9 protein-coding genes and 2 pseudogenes are annotated in these 14,551 nt (G+C 70.2%); 6 read left to right on the top strand and 5 right to left on the bottom strand.

Annotation, left to right across the window (positions count from 1 at the left end):
• Positions 1–100 precede the first annotated feature (100 nt).
• The 5 genes and pseudogenes from ACRQ5B_RS04955 to ppsA all read left to right on the top strand — a co-directional run bounded on the left by ACRQ5B_RS04955 (position 101) and on the right by ppsA (position 8,617).
• Positions 101–1,162, top strand: coding sequence for a hypothetical protein (locus ACRQ5B_RS04955; RefSeq protein WP_432397534.1), 1,062 nt, complete (start codon positions 101–103; stop codon positions 1,160–1,162).
• Positions 1,156–2,601, top strand: a complete 1,446-nt coding sequence (locus ACRQ5B_RS04950) for a PIG-L family deacetylase (RefSeq protein ID WP_432397532.1) — start codon at positions 1,156–1,158, stop codon at positions 2,599–2,601. Before ACRQ5B_RS04955 ends, ACRQ5B_RS04950 begins: the two co-directional genes overlap by 7 nt.
• Entirely contained in the window at positions 2,598–3,392 is a 795-nt protein-coding gene (locus ACRQ5B_RS04945) for a glycosyltransferase (protein ID WP_432397529.1), read from the top strand. The genes ACRQ5B_RS04950 and ACRQ5B_RS04945 overlap by 4 nt, the downstream gene beginning before the upstream one ends.
• Before the next feature lie 122 nt (positions 3,393–3,514).
• Positions 3,515–6,157 (top strand): annotated as a pseudogene (locus ACRQ5B_RS04940) (cation-translocating P-type ATPase).
• Between the two features lie 61 nt (positions 6,158–6,218).
• Positions 6,219–8,617, top strand: a pseudogene (gene ppsA, locus ACRQ5B_RS04935) (phosphoenolpyruvate synthase).
• A gap of 22 nt (positions 8,618–8,639) precedes the next feature.
• On the opposite strand, the gene ACRQ5B_RS04930 reads toward ppsA, so the two are convergent.
• From ACRQ5B_RS04930 to ACRQ5B_RS04915, 4 genes are read right to left on the bottom strand one after another with little or no spacing between them, the layout of a single operon-like run.
• Positions 8,640–8,975 carry a carboxymuconolactone decarboxylase family protein gene (locus ACRQ5B_RS04930; protein WP_432397526.1) on the bottom strand — a complete coding sequence of 112 codons (336 nt, stop codon included), beginning with the start codon at positions 8,973–8,975 and terminating at the stop codon, positions 8,640–8,642.
• 12 nt (positions 8,976–8,987) lie between these two features.
• Positions 8,988–9,845, bottom strand: a complete 858-nt coding sequence (locus ACRQ5B_RS04925; RefSeq protein WP_432397523.1) for an aldo/keto reductase — start codon at positions 9,843–9,845, stop codon at positions 8,988–8,990.
• Complete coding sequence (locus ACRQ5B_RS04920) at positions 9,842–10,276, bottom strand: cupin domain-containing protein (RefSeq protein WP_432397521.1); 435 nt, start codon at positions 10,274–10,276, stop codon at positions 9,842–9,844. The genes ACRQ5B_RS04925 and ACRQ5B_RS04920 overlap by 4 nt, the downstream gene beginning before the upstream one ends.
• An 11-nt stretch (positions 10,277–10,287) precedes the next feature.
• Positions 10,288–11,553 (bottom strand): multidrug effflux MFS transporter, encoded by a 1,266-nt coding sequence (locus tag ACRQ5B_RS04915; protein ID WP_432397518.1) that lies wholly within the window; start codon positions 11,551–11,553, stop codon positions 10,288–10,290.
• A gap of 101 nt (positions 11,554–11,654) precedes the next feature.
• Between ACRQ5B_RS04915 and ACRQ5B_RS04910 the strand changes: the two genes are divergently transcribed.
• Positions 11,655–12,524 carry a helix-turn-helix domain-containing protein gene (locus tag ACRQ5B_RS04910; protein ID WP_432397515.1) on the top strand — a complete coding sequence of 290 codons (870 nt, stop codon included), beginning with the start codon at positions 11,655–11,657 and terminating at the stop codon, positions 12,522–12,524.
• A gap of 16 nt (positions 12,525–12,540) precedes the next feature.
• Here the strand turns inward: ACRQ5B_RS04910 and ACRQ5B_RS04905 are convergent, their stop codons facing one another.
• Positions 12,541–14,433, bottom strand: coding sequence for a heavy metal translocating P-type ATPase (locus ACRQ5B_RS04905; protein WP_432397512.1), 1,893 nt, complete (start codon positions 14,431–14,433; stop codon positions 12,541–12,543).
• Between the last annotated feature and the right edge of the window lie 118 nt (positions 14,434–14,551).

The raw sequence follows: 14,551 nt of genomic DNA, 5'->3' as shown, positions 1-14,551 counted from the left end.
CGTCATGCCGCAACCGGTGGACCGAGAACACCAGGCGAAGCCCGCAAAAGGACACGAACCAGCAAATGAACGCGACGCAGGACCCCGCCCGCCCAAGGCCGTGCGGATCAGCTCCGGACCGGATGCGCTCGCCGGGCTGGACCCGTTCCTGGCCGCCGTCGCCGGCGCCGTCGGGGACGTTCCCGCGCTGCTGTCCCTCGCCGCCGACGCCGGCTCGTGGGCACCGGCGCCCGGCACCGGCCGTACCGCCTTCCTCTGGGAACTGCTCGCCTCCGTCACCGCCGTCGACGTCGCCGCCGGCCGCATCCTGGAACCGCACCTGGATGCCGCCGCGATCCTGCAGCAGGCCAGGGACGCGGGAGTCGGCGGTGAAGCCCCGGACGCCGAGGGGACATGGGGCGTCTTCGCCGCGGAAGCACCCGGACTCAGCCTCACCGCCACCGAAGAGGGCGGCCGGACCCTGTTGACCGGCGCCAAACCCTGGTGCTCGCTGGCCGGGCAGCTGGACCGGGCCGTGCTGACCGCGCACCTGACCGGCGGCGGCCGTGCCGCGTTCGCCGTCGACCTGCACGCCGACGGCGTGCGGGTGGCGGATCCCGGCTGGACCAGCCTGGGGCTGCGGGAGGTCCCCAGCGGCACCGTGCACTTCGACGCCGTCCCCGCCACCCCGCTCGGCGGCGAGGGCTGGTACTACCGCCGCCCCGGCTTCGCCTGGGGTGGCATGGGCGTTGCGGCCTGCTGGCTGGGCGGCGCCGTGGCCGTGGCCCGCAGCTACCGTGACGCCCTGAAGGCCGCCGAGGACCGCGGCCGGGCCCCCGACCAGGTGGCCCTCGCGCACCTGGGCGAGATCGACCGCACCCTCGCCGGGCTCACCGCCTACCTGGCCCGCACGGCGGACCGGATCGACGACGGTGGCCTCTCCGGCACCGGCGCCTGGCCCGAGGCGCTGCGCGTCCGCGGGGCCGTCGCCACCGCCGTCGAACGCATCCAGGCGCTGGTCAGCCAGAACCTTGGCCCGGGGCCGCTGGTCTTCGACGCCGCCTACGGCAAGCGCATGGCCGACCTCGCGCTGTACATCCGCCAGCACCACGCCGTGCGTGACGACGCGCAGCTGGGCTCGTTGGTGTTCAAGGGCGGCTTCGAGGGCGACGAGCCATGGTGAGCTTCACCCACCAGGACGCCGGCACCCCGGAAAGCGCCTGGGCCCGCTCCGGCGCCGCGGCCCTGCCCGAGCTCCCGCTGAACGACGGTGAACTCGCCGCCACCGCGTTCCTGGTGCTGGCCGCCCACCCCGACGACGAAACCCTCGGCGCCGGCGGCCTCATGGCCCGGCTGCATGCCCTGGGCGCGGACGTGCGGGTGCTGCTCTGCACCGCGGGCGAGGCCTCCCACCCGGATTCGCCCACGGTGACGCCCGAACGGCTGGCCGAGGTACGGCTCCGCGAATTCGACGGCGCCCTGGGACACCTGCTGGGCGGACCCCGACGCCGCTACCTGGGACTTCCCGATGGCCGGCTCGCGGAGCACCGGGCCGCGATTGCGGCGGCCATTCGGGAGGCGGCCGCGGACACCGGAAAGCCTGCAGAGCGGATAGTTCTCGTGGCGCCCTACCGGCACGACGGCCACACCGACCATGACACCCTGGGCCGGGCCGCCGCGGAATCCGCCGCCGCGAACGGCTACGGCCTGCTGGAATTTCCCATCTGGTACTGGCTCTGGGCCACCCCGGAAGACGCGGCCTGGCAGGACTGGCAACGGTTCCTGCTGCGGCCCGAGGACCAGCAGGCCAAGGCCCGGGCGATGGCCGCCCACACCTCCCAGGTTGCTCCGCTCTCGGACCTGCCCGGGGACGAGGTGCTGCTGCCGCCGGGCTTCCTGGCCCACTTCGAGCGGCACTGGGAAACCTTTTCCTGGCACCAGCCCCAGCCACCCGCCGCCGTCGGCGACACCGCCGGGGCCACAGCCGAAGGCACGGTTGCCGCCCGCGATGCCGGCTCCCACAGTGCGCCCGCCGGCTACGCCGCCGTCGACGCCGAACGGCTCTTCGACGCGATCCACGGCCGCGACGAAGACCCCTGGGGCTACGCAGGCACCTGGTACGAACAGCGGAAACGGGCCCTGACCCTGGCCGCGCTGCCGGAGCAGAGCTACGAGGCCGGGCTGGAGATCGGCTGCTCGATCGGGACGCTGAGCGCCGAACTGGCCGAACGCTGCGGAACCTTCCTGGCCGTCGACGCCAGCAGCACCGCCCTGGCCCGCGCCGCCGAACGGCTGGAGCACCTGCCGGCCGCGCAGACCCGGCACCTCACCGTCCCGCACGGCTGGCCGGACGGCGGGTTCGACCTGATCGTCGTCTCCGAGGTGGGGTACTACCTCTCGCCGGAGGAGCTGGACGAACTGTTCCGGCGGGTCGAAACCTCGCTGCTGCCCGGCGGCACCCTGGTCCTCTGCCACTGGCGGCACCCGCTGGACGGCTGGGTCCTGGACGGGGACACGGTCCACGCCACGGCCCGCGACCGGCTCCGCTGGGCCGGAGCCGGGCTCTACCGGGAACGGGACTTCGTGCTGGAAATCCTTCGGGCGCCCGAGCGGCAGCCATGACCGTCGCCATGACCGCCCGGCGGCGCCCCGCGATCGACACGGTCGCCGTCGTCGTTCCCGTCCACAACGAGGACCAGCACCTGGACCGCGCGCTGTCCGCCGTGCAGGCCGCCGCGGATCAACTGGCCCGCACCCGCCCGGAGGTGACGGTCCAGGTGATGGTGGTGCTGGACTCCTGCACGGACGGGTCCGCGGAGATCGCCGGGCGCTACGTCGAGGCCGACCCCCGTTTCCAGATCCTCACCGTCGGGCTGCGCAGCGCCGGGGCCAGCCGGGCGGCCGGCATCCGCACCGCCGTCCTGGGCCGCCCCCGCCGGCATCCCGGCCAGCGCTCCACCCCGGTGCCTTGGCGCGGCAAGACCTGGCTGGCCAACACCGACGCCGACTCCCGGGTCCCGCCGCACTGGCTGGTCCGGCAACTGGAATTCGCCGATGCCGGGGCGGACGCCGTCCTGGGGTCGGTGGAACCGGACCCGGTGGGCATGGACCCGGACCTGCTGCGCCGCTGGCTGGAGCGGCACCCGTTCGAGGAGAACCACCCGCACATCTACGGGGCCAACTTCGGTGTCCGGGCCTCCGCCTACCTCGCCGCCGGCGGATTCCCGAAGCAGCAATCGCATGAGGACCGCACCCTGGTCCAGGGCCTGCGCAGCCTGGCGTTCACCGTCCTGGCCACCGACAGCGTCCGGGTGGTCACCTCCGGGCGGACGCAGGCGCGGGCACCGCAGGGGTTCGCGGCGTACCTGCGCTCCCTGGGCCGGCAGGCCCCGCCGGCGGCCACCGGCAGCTAGGCAGGTCCGTCCGCCGGCGCCGGTGACCTTTGGCCCTAACCCGGGGACCCCGGGCGGTGGATCCTCGGGACCATGAGAACCGGGGCGGCGCCGGGGCTTCCCTTCGGACTGCGGGGCGTACGGTGACATCCGCGGGCGCGGGGCTGGCTTCCGGAAGTGCCGGCCTCACCTCCGAGGAGGCGGCCCGCCGGCTGGAACAGGACGGTCCAAACCAGTTGCCACAGGCGCGGCCTGTCCCCGGCTGGCGGCGGTTGGCTGCGGAGCTGACCCACTTCTTCGCCCTCATGCTGTGGGTGGCCGCGGCGCTGGCTTTTGTCGCCGGTATGCCTCAACTCGGCATCGCGATCGTCGTCGTTATCGTGGTGAACGGTGTCTTCGCCTTCATTCAGCAGGCACGGGCCCAGCACGCGGCCGCCAAACTGCGGGAACTCCTACCGGCCATGGTCTCGGTGCGGCGCGACGGCCGGGTGGTCAAGGTCCACACCACCGAACTGGTGCCCGGAGACGCCGTCGTCCTGGTGGCCGGAGACCGGGTGCCCGCGGACCTGCGGCTGGAACTCGCGGCCGGTTGCGCCGTGGACGAGTCGATGCTCACTGGGGAGAGCGAGCCCACCGCCAAGACCGCAGGGGACAGCATCTACGGCGGCACGTTCCTGGTCATCGGTACGGCCGAGGGCACCGTCACCAGTACCGGCGGCCACACCCGGCTCGCCGAGATCGCGACCCTGACCGGGAACGTCGAGGCGCCCCCGAGCCCGCTGGCACTGGAACTACAGCGCATTGTCCGCATTGTGGCCGGGGTGGCGCTGGGCATCGGCATCCTGTTCTTCGTCCTCTCCCTGCTCGTCGGCATTTCCTGGCGGGATGCGTTCCTCTTCGCGATCGGCGTGGCGGTGGCGCTGGTCCCTGAGGGCCTGCTGCCCACGGTCACCCTCTCCCTCGCGATCGGGGCGCAGCGCATGGCCGGGCGGAATGCCCTGGTGCGCAACCTGCAGGCCGTCGAGACGCTGGGCTCCACCACCTTCATCTGCACCGACAAGACCGGCACCCTCACCCAGAACCGGATGAACGCCGTCGAGGTCTGGACACCCTCCGGGCTGCTCGAGATCGCCGGCCAGGGCTATGCCCCGGAGGCCGAGATCAGGGACGGGGACGGGGCTGATGCCGGAGCCGAGGCCGTCCACGCGGCCCGGCAGCTCGGTACGGCGGCCCGGGCGGCCTCGGTTGGCCGCACGGTTCAGCACGAGGGGCAGTGGATCCCTGAGGGCGACCCGATGGAGGCCGCCATCGATGCACTGGCCCACCGGCTCGCGGAACCGGGCAGCGGCCCCGAGGAGCTGAAACCCTCACACCGTTTCGCCTTCGACCCGCGCCGGCTCCGGGAGTCCGCGATCGTCGGAACCACCCTCTTCGTCAAAGGTGCCCCGGAATCCGTCATTCCGCTCTGTGAGGCCAACGGCGGCGAGGACGGCGCGGCACACGCGCTCCGGATGGTGGACCAGATGGCCTCACACGGACTCAGGGTGCTGGCCGTCGCGCAGCGCAGCCTCCCGGGACTCCCCGGCGCCCGGTTTTCCCTCGACGACGTCGAAACCGGGCTGACGCTGCTGGGCCTGATCGGCCTGCACGACCCGCCCCGCGCCGAGGTCCGGGTCTCCCTGCAAGCCGCCCGGGAGGCTGGCATCAAGGTAGCCATGGTCACCGGCGACCATGCCTTCACCGCCGCGGCCATCGCCCGGGAAACCGGCCTGATCGGCTCGCCCGAACTGGTGCTGGAAGGCCACTCCCTGCCCGAGGACGACGAGGTGCTGGCCGCGCTGCTGGACCGTGACGGCGTGGTGGTCAGCCGCGTCACGCCCGAACAGAAACTCCGGGTGGCCAGGCTCCTCCAGCACCGCGGCCACGTGCTGGCGATGACCGGCGACGGCGTCAACGACGGACCCGCCCTGCAGCAGGCGGACATCGGCGTCGCCATGGGACTCAGCGGTACCGACGTCGCCCGCGAGGCTGCAGACCTGGTGCTCCTCGACGACGACTTCGCCACCATCATCGCCGCCGTCGAACAGGGCCGCGCCACCTACGCCAACATCCGCCGGTTCCTCACCTACCACCTGACGGACAACGTCGCCGAGCTGACGCCGTTCGTCTTCTGGGCGCTGTCCGGCGGCCGGTTCCCCTTGGCGCTGAGTGTCCTGCAGATCCTGGCCCTCGACATCGGCACCGACCTGCTGCCGGCACTGGCCCTCGGATCGGAGGCTCCCAGCAAGGGCGCGCTGAAACGGCCGCCGGAGCGACGCCATTTGATGGACCGGGCCCTGATGGTCCGGGTCTTCGCCCTACTGGGTCCGGTGGAGGCGCTTATGGAGATGACCGCCTAGACCGCTGTGCTGTTCGGCGCCGGCTGGAGTCCCGGGGCGCCGCTCCCGCCAGCGGACGTGCTGATGGCGGGATCGGGTGCGGCGTTCACCACCGTCGTCCTGGCCCAGCTCGCCAACGCCTTCGCCTGCCGCAGCGCCACGGCGCCCCCGTGGCGTCTGGGCTGGTTCACCAACCGCCTGCTGCTCTGGGCCGTGCTGGCGGAACTGGGCCTGCTGGTGGTGTTCCTGTTCCTCGGGCCGGTGGCGGCGCTGCTGGGCCACGCGCCGCCGACGCCCGGCGGGCTGGCCGTGGCGCTCGCGGCCGTTCCCGCTGTCCTCGTGGCGGACTGGGCGTACAAGTCCTTCCGGCATCGCCAAGCCGGCGCCCCCAAGGTCCAAAGACTCTGACCGGACCCCGCGCCGGGCAGCAGGATCGGAGCATTGGCGGACCGACCCGAGGAGTACTCGCATGCCCGAGCACGTGAAGTGGTTTGAGGAGATCGGCATGGCCGATGTGCCCCAGGTCGGGGGCAAGAACGCTTCCCTGGGCGAACTCATCCAGACCCTGAAGTCCCGGGGAGTGCAGGTTCCGGACGGTTTCGCTACCACGGCCGCTGCTTTCCGGTTGTTCGTTGCGGCGAATGCGATTGAGCCGGACCTGCGTGACCGGCTGGCCGCTTTCCGCGCCGGGACGGCCACGCTGCGCGAGACCGGCGAGGCCATCCGCGAACTCTTCCTCGGCGGGGAATTCCCGCCGGATGTGGCGGACGCGGTCCGCCAGCACTACCGGGACCTGAGCCGGCGGGCCGGGATGGACCGTTTGTCTGTGGCGGTGCGCAGCAGCGCCACAGCCGAGGACTTGCCGGACGCCAGCTTCGCTGGCCAGCAGGAGACCTTCCTGAACGTCGCCGGGGAGCCGGAATTGTTGGACGCCTGCCGGCGCTGCTATGCCTCGTTGTTCACGGACCGGGCCATCAGCTACCGGGAGGTCAAGGGCTTCGATCACCTCGACGTCGCCCTCTCGATCGGTGTCCAGCGGATGGTCCGCTCGGACATCGGCGCCTCCGGGGTGATGTTCTCGATTGACACGGACTCCGGTTTTCCCCGCGCGGCCGTGATCAGCGCCGCCTGGGGGCTGGGCGAAACCGTGGTCCAGGGGACCATCAACCCTGACAAGTACCTGGTCTTCAAACCCCTCCTCACTGAGGCGTCCGCGGCGGCCGGCATCAGCCCGATCATCGAGAAGACCCTGGGCTCCAAGGCCCGGAAAATGGTCTACAGCCGGGGCGGCCACGCCCGCACCCGCACCGTGGATACCTCCGAGGCGGAACGCCGCGCCTATGTCCTGACGGATGAGGAGATCCTCACGCTGGGACGCTGGGCCGTGACCGTGGAGGAGCACTACGGCCGGCCGATGGACATGGAATGGGCTCGTGACGGGGAGACCGGCGAGCTCTTCATGGTCCAGGCCCGGCCGGAAACCGTCCAGTCGCAGAAGACGGGACCCCGTTTCACCCTGCACCACCTGCTGGAAACCGGACCGGTCCTGGCCGCGGGTGCCGCGATCGGCGACTCAATCGCGCAGGGCACCGCCTGCGTGATCCGCAGCGCCGCGGACATCGAGGGGTTCCGCGACGGCGCCATCCTGGTCACCGAGATGACGGACCCGGACTGGGTGCCGATCATGAAGCGCGCCGCCGGGATCGTCACCGACCACGGCGGACCCACCAGCCACGCCGCCATCGTGAGCCGGGAACTGGGCGTGCCCGCCGTCGTCGGTACCGGGAACGCGACGGCGGTGCTCACGGAGGGTCTGGCCGTCACGCTGTCCTGCGCCGAGGGCGACCAAGGGCGTGTCTACGCCGGCAGCCTGGCGTTTGAGACCGAGGAGGTGGACCTTGGCGAGCTGCCGGTGACCCGCACCCGGATCATGGTCAACATCGCCAGCCCGGCCGCCGCGTTCCAATGGTGGCGGCTGCCCGCCGACGGCGTGGGGCTGGCCCGGATGGAGTTCATCATCAGCTCCCTGATCCGGGTCCACCCGATGGCGCTGGTCCACCCGGAGCGGGTCACGGACCCCGGCGAGGCGGCGCAGATCCGGGAGCTCACGCGCGGGTATGCGGACCCCCGGGACTACTTCGTGGACGCCCTGGCCCTGGGGATCGCCAAGATCGCCGCGCCGTACCATCCCCGGCCGGTGATCGTCCGGCTGAGCGACTTCAAGACCAACGAATACGCGCACCTCGTGGGCGGGGCGGCCTTCGAGGAGGCCGAGGAGAACCCGATGCTGGGCTTCCGCGGCGCCTCACGCTACTACGACGAGCGCTACCGCGAGGGGTTCGCCCTCGAATGCCGGGCGCTGAAACGGGTCCGGGAGCGGCTGGGCTTCGGCAACGTGATCGTCATGGTGCCGTTCTGCCGGACCCCGCAGGAGGCGGACAAGGTGCTGGCGGTGATGACGGAGAATGGCCTGGTCCGGGGGAGAACGGCCTGCAGGTCTACATGATGTGCGAGATCCCGGCCAACGTGGTGCTCGCCGGGAAGTTCGCCGCCCGTTTCGACGGGTTCTCCATCGGCTCGAACGACCTGACCCAGCTGATCCTCGGCGTGGACCGGGACTCGGCGCGGCTGGCGGCGCTCTTTGACGAGCGGGACGAGGCGGTGATGGCGATGATCAGTGAGGCGATCCATCAGGCGCACATGGCCGGGATCAAAATCGGCATCTGCGGCCAGGGCCCCAGCAACCACCCGGAGTTCGCGCAGTTCCTGGTGGGAGAGGGCATCGACTCGATCTCGCTGAACCCGGACAGCTACCTCAGGACCGTCCCGCTGATCGCGGAGGCGGAGCGGCGGCCCACGGGAGGGTAGGGAGCGTTAGGCCCGGACAGGCCTACCGCGGGAGATCGACACCATAGGTCTCCGTCGCGATACGGAACGCTGCCCAGGCCTTGGGCCACCCGGCGTAGAACGCCGCGTGGGTCAGCACCTCTGCCATTTCTTCGGCCGTGACCCCGTTGGCCTTGGCGAGGCCGATGTGATGGCGGAGCGAGCTGTCCAGCACTCCGCTGGCCATCAGGGCCGTCACGGTGACGATGCTGCGGATCCGCGGGGAGAGTTGTTCTTCGCGGGCCCAGACCTGACCGAAGAGGACGTCGTCGTTGAGCCCGGCGAACGTCGGGGCGAAATCACCGAGCGCGTCCCGGCCGGCTGTCACTTTTTCGGGCATTGTCGATTTCTTCTACTTTCCGGAATAGACGGGGAATGCGGCGTGCTCGCCGTAGTTCTTCTCATCGAGAGTGCGAAGCGTTTCCATGTCCTCGTCCGAGATTGTGAAGCTGAGTTCGGCGTTTGACCGCATGTGGGCCGGGTTAGCGGTCTTGGGCAGCGACACGGCGCCCAGCTGCAGCGTGTAGCGGATGCACAGCTGTGGCACGCTCGCCCCGTATTTCTCGGCGATCGCCGCGATCTCCCGGTTCTTCAGGACCTGGCCGTGGGCGATCGGGGAGTAGGCCTCCACCGCGATGCCCCGCGACTGGCAGTAGTCGATCAGATCGGTGGGGGTGTTGCCCGCGTGGACGAGGATCTGGTTGACGTGCGGAGCGACGGTTCCGTGGTCGAGGATGTTCTCCAGGTCGGCTTGGAGAAAGTTGGAGACGCCGATCGCACGGAGCTTCCCGGCCCGGTGTGCCTCTTCCAATGCCCTCCACGCGGCAAGGTTGCCCTCGGCGTAGTCACCTCCGCGGAAGTCATCCCAAGGCTGCGGGGCATGGATCAGCATCAGGTCGACATAGTCGAGGCCCAGCTTCTCAAGCGACCCCTCGATCGCGGCGAGGGACCCGGCGTAGTCCTTGATCTCGGCGGCGAGCTTGGTCGAAACGAAGAGTTCCTCGCGGGCCACCCCTGAGGTGCGGATGCCTTCACCGACGCCGCGCTCGTTTCCATAGGCCTGGGCGGTGTCAATATTTCGGTATCCGATTGCGATGGCCTGGCGCACCGCTTCGGCAGCCTTGTCATCGTCGATGAACCACGTGCCCAGCCCCAGCGTGGGCACGTCGACGCCGTTCGACAGGGTGAGCGTTTCATTCAAACTGGTCATTCTTCTGCTCCATTCTTGGGTAGCTCGCCGTACACCTCGTCGGTGACCGGCTCGAGCCATTCGTTGCGGAGGTTGTTGCCCGGGGTGATAAACGCGAGATGGGAGAACCACGAGTCTGCCTTCGCTCCGTGCCAGTGTTTGGCTCCGGCCGGTACCTGGATCACCGTTCCCGGTTCGAGGCTGACGGGGACCTCACCGTCGGCCTGGTACCAGCCACTGCCCGCGGTGCAGAGCAGGATCTGGTCGCCTCCACCGTCTGTGCCGTGGTGGATGTGCCAGTTGTTGCGGCATCCCGGCTCGAAGGAGACGTTGCTGACGGGGACTGTGCCCGAGGCGAGGGGCGCCAGGTAACTCTGGCCGGTGAAGTACTGCGCATACGCGTCGTTCTTCTGGCCTAGCGGGAAGATCTGGCTAAATTCGGTGCCGTGCATGGTGTTTCCTTTCAGTGATGGGAATGCTCTGGAACGGGTGTTTCAGAGGACGGTCTTTCCGGGGCTGCCGGACGCGACGCCCGGGGCAGCAGGACCAGGGCGGTCGCAGCTGCCAGGATGATCGCGGCGGCGGTCACCAGGCCCAGCGGGAGGATGCTGAGAGCTCCGGCGAGTCCGACCAGCGGGGCGGCGACTCCACCGAGAGCGAAGCGGGCGGCACCGAGGAAGGAGGAAGCGGCGCCGGCGATGGTCGGATAGCCGGCCAGTGCGATGGTGGTCGAGGGCGGGCTGGTGACCGCGGTCCCGCTCACCAGGAGAAGCAGGGAAACTATCACCGCGGGCAAGGGAAGGTGGGTGATACCGGCGGTCAGAATTCCCCCGGCTCCGGCCGCGCACATGGCCAGGCCGATCATGAGGGTCCCGGTGATGCTCCACCTTTCGCTGGACCGGCCGGCGAGGTAGCCGAAAACCATGAACCCTGCAGAATTGAGGCCGAAGGCCATGGCGTACTGCTGTGGGGAAAGGCCGTAGACACCCTGCAGGACGTAGGTTGCGCCGCTGAGATAGGCAAACAGGGCCGCGTAGACAAACCCTTGAACCACAACAGCGCCGACGAACCCGCGGTCCCGGAACAGAACCCGCATATCGCGGCCCACCTGGCCGAACCCGCCCGGGGTGCGCGACCCCGCGGGCAGCGTCTCGCCAAACCCGACGACGACCCAGGCCAGAATCGCCGCACCAATGACCGCAAGGACCTGGAACAGGCCCCGCCAGTCCATCACCGCGGAGAGCGCACCGCCCACCAAGGGGCCCACGATGGCCGCAAAGCCGCCGATAACGGTCAGTCGGCCGTAAAAGCGGATCAGTCGGCCGCCGTCGTACACATCTCGGCCGGCGGCCTGGGCGATCACGATCCCGACGCCGCCGGCCACGCCCTGGACCAGCCGGGCGAGCACCAGCACCTCAACGGTGGGGCTCATCGCACACAGCGTCGACACGACGACGTACGCGGCCACCCCGATCAGGAGCGGCTTTCGCCTGCCAAAACGGTCAGAGAGCGGGCCTGCGACCAGCTGCCCCGCCGCCAGCCCCAACAGGCACGCGGTGACCGTCAGCTGTGCCGTGGACGTCTTCGCGCCAAGCTCGGCGGTCAGGGCAGGGAGAGCCGGAAGGTAAAGGTCCATGGAAATGGGTCCAAAGACCGTCAGCACCAGCAACAGCGCCGCCAACCACCGGCCATGTCGGCCCGTCTGATTGAGGGTGGAGGAATCAGTCATGTATCCAGCAAAACCCTTATCGGCAGACCGAAGAAGTCCCTGTCAAGAGGTGTACTGGCAGGGCATCCCTCCACCGCGAGGATCGTCGTATGGTCATAGGCATGGACAATCGAGCCGAGGTGCGCGAGTACCTCATGTCACGTCGGGCCAAACTCACCCCCGAGCTCGCCGGGATACCCTCCGGCCCCAACCGACGGGTCAAGGGACTGCGCCGCTCCGAGGTGGCCATGCTCGCCGGTGTCAGCGTCGAGTACTACTCAAAACTCGAACGCGGAGCCATCGCCGGGGCCTCGGCCTCTGTGCTCGACGCCATCTCCGAGGCCCTGCAGCTGAACGACACGGAGAGGGCGCATCTTCTTGACCTGGCCCGGGCGGCCGACGGAATTCCCAGCTCGGGCCGTGCGCGGCGGCGCAGCGCCATCCGCAACCCCGCCCTGCGCCCGAGCCTTCAATGGGCGCTGAGTTCCATTACTGACGGCCCCGCCTTCGTCCGCAACGCGCACCAGGACATGGTGGCCACCAACGAACTCGGCCGCGCCTTCTACTCACCGGTGATTGGCGACGGCGGCCGGACACCGAATCTGGCCCGCTTCCAGTTCCTGGACCCAGCCTCGCGGGAGTTTTATCCGGACTGGGATCTCTTCGCCGATATGTGCGTAGCGATCATGCGGGCGGAAGCCGGCCGGGACCCGCACAACAAGCATCTCCAGGACCTGGTGGGCGAGCTGTCGACCCGTAGTGACGTCTTCCGCCGGCTGTGGGGAGCCCATGATGTCCGCACCCACGGGTCGGGGACCAAGCGCTTTTTTCATCCGGTCGTCGGTGAGCTCACCCTCGCCTATGAGGAGCTCGCCATCACGGCGGATCCGGGCCATGTCCTCCTGGTCTACTCGGCCGAACCCGGATCCCCCTCGGCTGAGAGGCTGCGCCTCCTCGCCTCCTGGGGTGTGCCGCAATCGGCTGCCCGGTGAGGCATACCCTCTACGATCACTTCACCCCAGGCGCCGGCGTCCGGGTTCCCTTCCGCCCCGCACTCAGCGCCCGCAGCGCGTTCAGGATGGTGGCCAGGTCCACCACCTCCTGGGACAGGGCGCCCGCGATCGCCGGAACGTAGCCGGCGGCCGCGGCCACCATCAGGGCCACGCTCATCGCGATGCCGATCCAGATGCTCTGCAGCGCCACCTTCACCGTGCGCTGGCCGATCCGCACCGCGGAGGCCACCTTGGACAGGTCGTCCAGGATGATCACGACGTCGGCGGACTCGCCGGCCGCCGTCGAGCCCCGCGCACCCATGGCGATCCCGACGTCGGCGACGGCGAGGACCGGGGCGTCGTTGACGCCGTCGCCCACCATCATCACCGGCCGTAGCGGCAGCGACCGCACCGCCTCGACCTTGTCCGGCGGCAGGCACTCGGCCCGGACGTCCGTCAGGCCCGCCGCGGCCGCAATGTGCTCGGCCGTGGCCAGGGCATCGCCGGTGAGCATCACGGTCCGGGACACGCCCAGGCGCTGCAGTTCGCCCAGGGTCCGGCGCGCCTCGTCCCGGAGCGGATCGCTCATCACCAGGCAGCCTACGAATTTGCCGTCCACCCCCACGTAGATGCCCAGCTGCCCGGACACCAGCTCCGTCTCCACCACCCCTTTGGCGGATTCGGCCACGAAATTCGGTTTCCCCACCACCACGTCCCGACCGTCCAGCCGGGCCCGGACCCCGTGCGTGGCGTATTCGGTGGCCTCGGAGGCGCTGTGGAAGCCCAGCACCTGGGCTCTGGCCGCGTCCATCACCGACGCGGCCAACACGTGGGAGGAATACTGCTCGGCGGACGCGGCCAGGCGCAGCACCTCGTCCTCGTCCAGGGCGCCCGTGGTGCGGATTTCCACCAGCGCCGGCCGGCCGTAGGTGAGGGTGCCGGTCTTGTCGAACGCCGCGGTGCGGATCCGGCCCAGCAGTTCCAGCACCCCGGCGTACTTGACGATGATCCCGCCGCGGGCGGCGCGGCTCATCCCGCCCAGGAACGCTACCGGGGCCGCGATCAGCAACGGGCAGGGCGTGGCCACCACCAGCACCTCGGCGAAGCGGGCCGGGCTGCCGCTGATGATCCAGCCGACGGCGCCGAGCACGTACGCCAGCGCCGTGAACGGGACGGCATAGCGGTCGGCCAGGCGGACCATCGGGGCCTTGCTTTCCGCGGCTTCCCGCACCAGGGCCACGATCCGGCTGTACTGGGAGTCCTCCATCCGGGCCGTGACCCGCATCCGGACGGCCGCCTCGCCGTTCAGTGACCCGCTCATCAGGTTCTCCCCGGCCGCCCGTTCAACGGGCAGGCTCTCGCCGGTGAGGGAGGATTCGTCGAAGGTGCCGGACTCGGAGAGCAGGACCCCGTCCAGGGGAACCACCTCGCCGGGCCGGACCAGCAGGATGTCGCCGATCCGGACGTCCGTGGCCGCCACGTCCTCGTGCTGGCCGTCGGCCAGGCTGCCGTCCCCGTGGGTGCCGTCCGCCGCCACCCCGGCGCGCTCGCGGTGCGCCGTCTGCGGGACGCGTTCGAGCAGGGCGGTCAATTCCGCCTTGGCCCGGCCGGCCGCGAAGTCCTCCAGGGCGGTGCCGCCGGCCATCATCAGCACGATGATCATGGAGGCGACGAACTCGCCCACCAGCACGGTGCTGACGATCGCGGTGACCGCCAGGATGTCGATGCCCCAGGTGCCGCCCATCAGCCGGCGGACCATGCCCACCGCCAGGTACGCGGCGACGGCCAGAGCGTAGAGGCTGGCGGTCCACCGGGCGATGCCCTCCTGGCCGGACACCAGCAGCAGGATCACGGCCAGCAGGACGGCCAGGGTGCCTGCCACCAGCGGGTACCGGAGGAGAGTTTTCACGGGGTCCCTGCCTTGCTTCAGCGCCGATTCCGGGATATGCCTCTCCCTGCATCCTACTGCCCCGAAGCCGCGGGTTCGGGGCCGGTGGAGGGGTCCTTCAGCCCTATCCCGACCCGTG

The organism is Pseudarthrobacter sp. L19, from assembly GCF_050859435.1.
In the GTDB taxonomy this organism is placed as follows: Bacteria; Actinomycetota; Actinomycetes; order Actinomycetales; family Micrococcaceae; genus Arthrobacter.
Note: the sequence above shows the minus strand (reverse complement) of the source record. Positions and strands in the feature narration are given on the sequence as shown.

Excerpts from the sequence above, each read along its gene's own strand:
- ACRQ5B_RS04950 (WP_432397532.1), top strand. The coding sequence starts at position 1,156 with ATGGTGAGCTTCACCCACCAGGACGCCGGCACCCCGGAAAGCGCCTGG.
- ACRQ5B_RS04945 (WP_432397529.1), top strand. The coding sequence starts at position 2,598 with ATGACCGTCGCCATGACCGCCCGGCGGCGCCCCGCGATCGACACGGTC.
- ACRQ5B_RS04930 (WP_432397526.1), bottom strand. The coding sequence starts at position 8,975 with ATGCCCGAAAAAGTGACAGCCGGCCGGGACGCGCTCGGTGATTTCGCC.
- ACRQ5B_RS04925 (WP_432397523.1), bottom strand. The coding sequence starts at position 9,845 with ATGACCAGTTTGAATGAAACGCTCACCCTGTCGAACGGCGTCGACGTG.
- ACRQ5B_RS04920 (WP_432397521.1), bottom strand. The coding sequence starts at position 10,276 with ATGCACGGCACCGAATTTAGCCAGATCTTCCCGCTAGGCCAGAAGAAC.
- ACRQ5B_RS04915 (WP_432397518.1), bottom strand. The coding sequence starts at position 11,553 with ATGACTGATTCCTCCACCCTCAATCAGACGGGCCGACATGGCCGGTGG.
- ACRQ5B_RS04910 (WP_432397515.1), top strand. The coding sequence starts at position 11,655 with ATGGACAATCGAGCCGAGGTGCGCGAGTACCTCATGTCACGTCGGGCC.